This is a genomic window from Streptomyces sp. B1866, from assembly GCF_031932565.1.
GTDB lineage: Bacteria > Actinomycetota > Actinomycetes > Streptomycetales > Streptomycetaceae > Streptomyces.
Genome location: NZ_JAVSCF010000397.1, coordinates 1 through 3,598 on the forward strand (window position 1 = coordinate 1; position 3,598 = coordinate 3,598).

Here is a 3,598-nt window from a genome sequence, read left to right on the forward strand (position 1 = left end):
GGCCCGCCGGAGCCCGCCCGCGCCGCAGCGCCCCCCGGCGGCGCGGCGCGCCCGGCGCCCGGCCGCACCCGGGACGCCCAGCGTGTCGTGTTCACCTCACAACACCGCTACGATCCCCGGGCATGACCGACACCCTGCGGGATCTGATCGTCTCAGCGTCGGCCCTGGTCGTGGGCGTGGCGCTCGGCTGGGCGGCGTACGCGGCCGCCGCCCGCCGCGCCCGCCGCCGCGAACAGCTGTTCTTCGGCCTGCCGGAGGGCTCGGAGTGCGTGCTGGTCACCCACCGGGACAGCACCTCGCCGCACTGGAACATCCCCCGTCACGACGCCCTGGCGATGCTCGCCCTCGCCGCCGTCGTCGACAACTGCGGCGCGCACGCCGAGGTCGCACCGCACGACACCGGCCTCCAGGGCTTCGGGGCGCGCACCGAGTTCTGCCTGGGCGACCCGACCACGCACCGCCGCCTCGCCGCCCACCTGGCCGGGCTGCTGCCCGGCGTGGCCGTGGACCCGGGCGACGAGGCGGGCGAGGGGCGCGGCACGTTCACCGTCGGCGGCACGGCCTACCGCCCCGAGCCGGGCACGGTCGAGTACGTGCTGCTGGCGCGGCTCACCGCGGGCGACGGCGGCCGCCCGGTGTTCCTGGCCGCGGGCCAGCGGCCGGTGACCCACCGCGCCGCCGTCCGGCACCTGGTGCGCGGCCGGTCCCGGCTGGCGCGCAAGTACGGCTCGCACGGCACCTTCTGCCTGCTGCTGAAGGTGGTCAACTCCCAGGCGTACGGCCCCGACCTGGTCGAGCTGGTGGCCGACGTGACCCGCGAGGCCACCACGGCCCCGTCCCGCCAGCGCGGCGCCAAGACGGCCTGAGGACCCGCCGGGGCGGCCCCACCCCGGCCGCCCCGGACCCCGCCGGAGCCGACCCCGCCCGCAGCCGACGAAGCCCCCGGCCGAACCCTTCGGACCACGAACCGCCAGACCACGCCGGACCACGAACCGCCAGGCCAGGCCGGACCACGAACCGGACCGGACAAGGGACCGGCCAGGCCAGGCCGGACCACGAACCGCCAGGCCAGGCCGGACCACGAACCGGACCGGACAAGGGACCGGCCAGGCCAGGCCGGACCACGAACCGCCAGGCCAGGCCGGACCACGAACCGGACCGGACAAGGGACCGGCCAGGCCAGGCCGGACCACGAACCGCCAGGCCAGGCCGGACCAGGGACCGCCACGCCGCGCCCGGGACCGCCCGGCCCGTCCCAACCGCCGCCCCGAGCAGGGGGACCGCCAGACCCGGCCAGGAACCGGCCTCGCGGCGCGCGGCCCGGTCAGGGTCCGGCCACCTCCGCGTACAGCCCGGACAGCTCCGGTACGCCGTCCGCCGCCCACTCGTGGCCCGCCGCCACCACGTCCAGCTCCCGCCCGGACGCGAGCCGGACCACCGGCCGACCGTCGGGCCACACCTGCCAGGTCGCGCCCGGCAGCGTGCGCACCACGACCGTGCCCAGGTAGAGACCCGCGTCGTTGCCGAGCCAGGGCAGCTCCTCCGGGTCGTCGCGCCAGCGCGGCAGCAGCTGGTCCAGGGCCTCCAGGGAGCGCGCCGAGTCGTCCAGTTCGACGCCCGCCGACGCGGCCCGCGCGCGCAGCAGCTCGCACTCGGACAGCAGCTGCGCCACCAGCGGATCCGCCCCGTCCCGCGGGTCCTTCTCGTCCGGCTCCCCCGCGCCCGTCGGGCCCGCCGCGCACAGCGGGCCGTGCCGCTTGCGCCAGTTGTCCAAGAAGGAGATGTTCATACCGTTCAGCGTGGCATCCAGGGCCCGGGCGACACCACAGGGCGCGCGGGGCGGCGCGCGGCCCGAGCGGCGCGACCCGGCCGCTCCGGCGCCGCCCCCCGGGTGCCGCGCACCCGCCGCGCCCCGCACGCGAGCCGAGCCCCCGCCCCGCGAGCACCGCGCCCCCGCGAGCACCGGTCCGCCCGCACATGCAACCCCGCACCGGGCCCAGACCTCACGGCCCGCCTGTCACACGTCCAGGTCGACCACCACCGGCGCGTGGTCCGAGGCGCCCTTGCCCTTGCGCTCCTCGCGGTCGACGTAGGCGTCGCCGACGGCCTCGGCGAAGGGGGCGTTGCCGTAGACGAGGTCTATGCGCATGCCCTTGTTCTTCGGGAAGGACAGCTCGCGGTAGTCCCAGTAGGTGTACGGGCGGTCGTACTTCAGCGGGCGGGGCACGACGTCCGACAGTCCGGCCTCGCGCAGCGCGGCCAGGGCCTCCCGCTCCTTGGGCGTCACGTGCGTCAGCCCCTCGAAGACGGCCGGGTCCCACACGTCCTCGTCGGTCGGCGCCACGTTGAAGTCGCCGAGGACGGCGAACGGGCGCGGGCCCGCCGCGTCCTCCGCCACCGCCGCGCGCAGCGCCTCGAACCACAGCAGCTTGTAGTCGTAGTGCGGGTGGCCGATCTCGCGGCCGTTGGGCACGTAGACCGACCAGACGCGGACCGGGCCGCAGGTGGCGCAGACGGCGCGCGGCTCCTGCGCGCCGTCGTACTCCGGGCCGCCGGGCAGGCCGGTGGTGCAGCTCTCCAGTCCGACGCGGGAGATCACCGCCACCCCGTTCCACCTCCCGGTCGCGTTGACCGCGGCCTCGTACCCCAGCTCACGCAGCGGCTCGTACGGGAAGGCGTCGGCGGCGCACTTGGTCTCCTGGACGCACAGCACGTCCGTGCCGGTGCGCTCCAGCCAGGCCAGCAGGCGGGGCAGCCGGGCGGTGATCGAGTTCACATTCCAGGTAGCGATGCGCATGCCGTCAAAGCTACCTGCGGCCACTGACACTCAGACCGGGACGCTCTCCCCCGGGGCCAGCCGGACGTGCTCGGCGCCGCCGATGCCCGGCCCCGCCGGGCCCAGCTGCCGGTTGTAGACCATGTGCCCGGTGTCGCACAGCAGCCCGTCGTGGATGGTGTAGGCGCGGCGCGGCCCCACCTCGCGCACGTAGTCGACGATCTCACTGAACTTGTTCCACGGGGCGTGTACGGGCAGCAGCAGCGTCTCCACGGGCCGCCCGGGCACGGTGAGCGCGTCGCCGGGGTGGAAGACCGCCCCGTCCACCACGTAGCCGACGTTCGTGATCCGCGGGATGTCGGGGTGGATCACGGCGTGCAGCTGCCCGTGCACCTCCACGTCGAACCCGGCGGCCTGGAAGGCGTCCCCCTCCCCCACCGTGTGCACCCGCCCCGGGTACGCGGCCGAGAGCTGCCCGGCCACGCTGGCGAGCGTCCACAGCCCAGCCTCCGGGTTGGCGTCGAGCGCCGCCCGCAGCCGTCCCTCGTCGAAGTGGTCGATGTGCTCGTGCGTGACCAGGATGGCGTCCGCGCCGCCCGCGGCGTCCTCCTCGCTGAAGGCTCCCGGGTCGATGACGAGCCGCCGCCCGTCCTTCTCCAGCCGGACGCAGGAGTGGCCTTGTTTGGTGAGCTTCATGCGGATCATTGTGCGGCAGCGGCCGTAGGGCCGCGCGCCCGCCCGGGCCCAGGGCCCCGCGTCCGGCCCACGGCCTAGCGTCCGGCCCGCAGCCGCGCGGCCCGGCCCTGCGGCGCGCGCCGCCCC

4 protein-coding genes are annotated in these 3,598 nt (G+C 76.2%); 1 reads left to right on the forward strand and 3 read right to left on the reverse strand.

All coding sequences use genetic code 11. From position 1 onward, the window contains the following. Positions 1–122: 122 nt before the first annotated feature. Entirely contained in the window at positions 123–866 is a 744-nt protein-coding gene (locus RKE29_RS28595) for a hypothetical protein (RefSeq protein WP_312008603.1), read from the forward strand. Positions 867–1,324: 458 nt separating this feature from the next. Here RKE29_RS28595 and RKE29_RS28600 read toward each other — a convergent pair whose 3' ends face one another. The 3 genes from RKE29_RS28600 to RKE29_RS28610 all read right to left on the reverse strand — a co-directional run bounded on the left by RKE29_RS28600 (position 1,325) and on the right by RKE29_RS28610 (position 3,472). Beyond that, a complete protein-coding gene (locus tag RKE29_RS28600; protein WP_312008605.1) occupies positions 1,325–1,789 on the reverse strand; it encodes a DUF6278 family protein in 465 nt (154 codons plus the stop codon). A 228-nt stretch (positions 1,790–2,017) separates the two neighbouring features. Then, positions 2,018–2,797 (reverse strand): exodeoxyribonuclease III, encoded by a 780-nt coding sequence (locus tag RKE29_RS28605; RefSeq protein ID WP_312008606.1) that lies wholly within the window; start codon positions 2,795–2,797, stop codon positions 2,018–2,020. A 30-nt stretch (positions 2,798–2,827) separates the two neighbouring features. Next, the gene (locus tag RKE29_RS28610) at positions 2,828–3,472 is read right to left on the reverse strand and encodes an MBL fold metallo-hydrolase (RefSeq protein WP_312008607.1); all 645 of its coding nucleotides are present in this window, start codon (positions 3,470–3,472) and stop codon (positions 2,828–2,830) included. Positions 3,473–3,598: the final 126 nt, after the last annotated feature.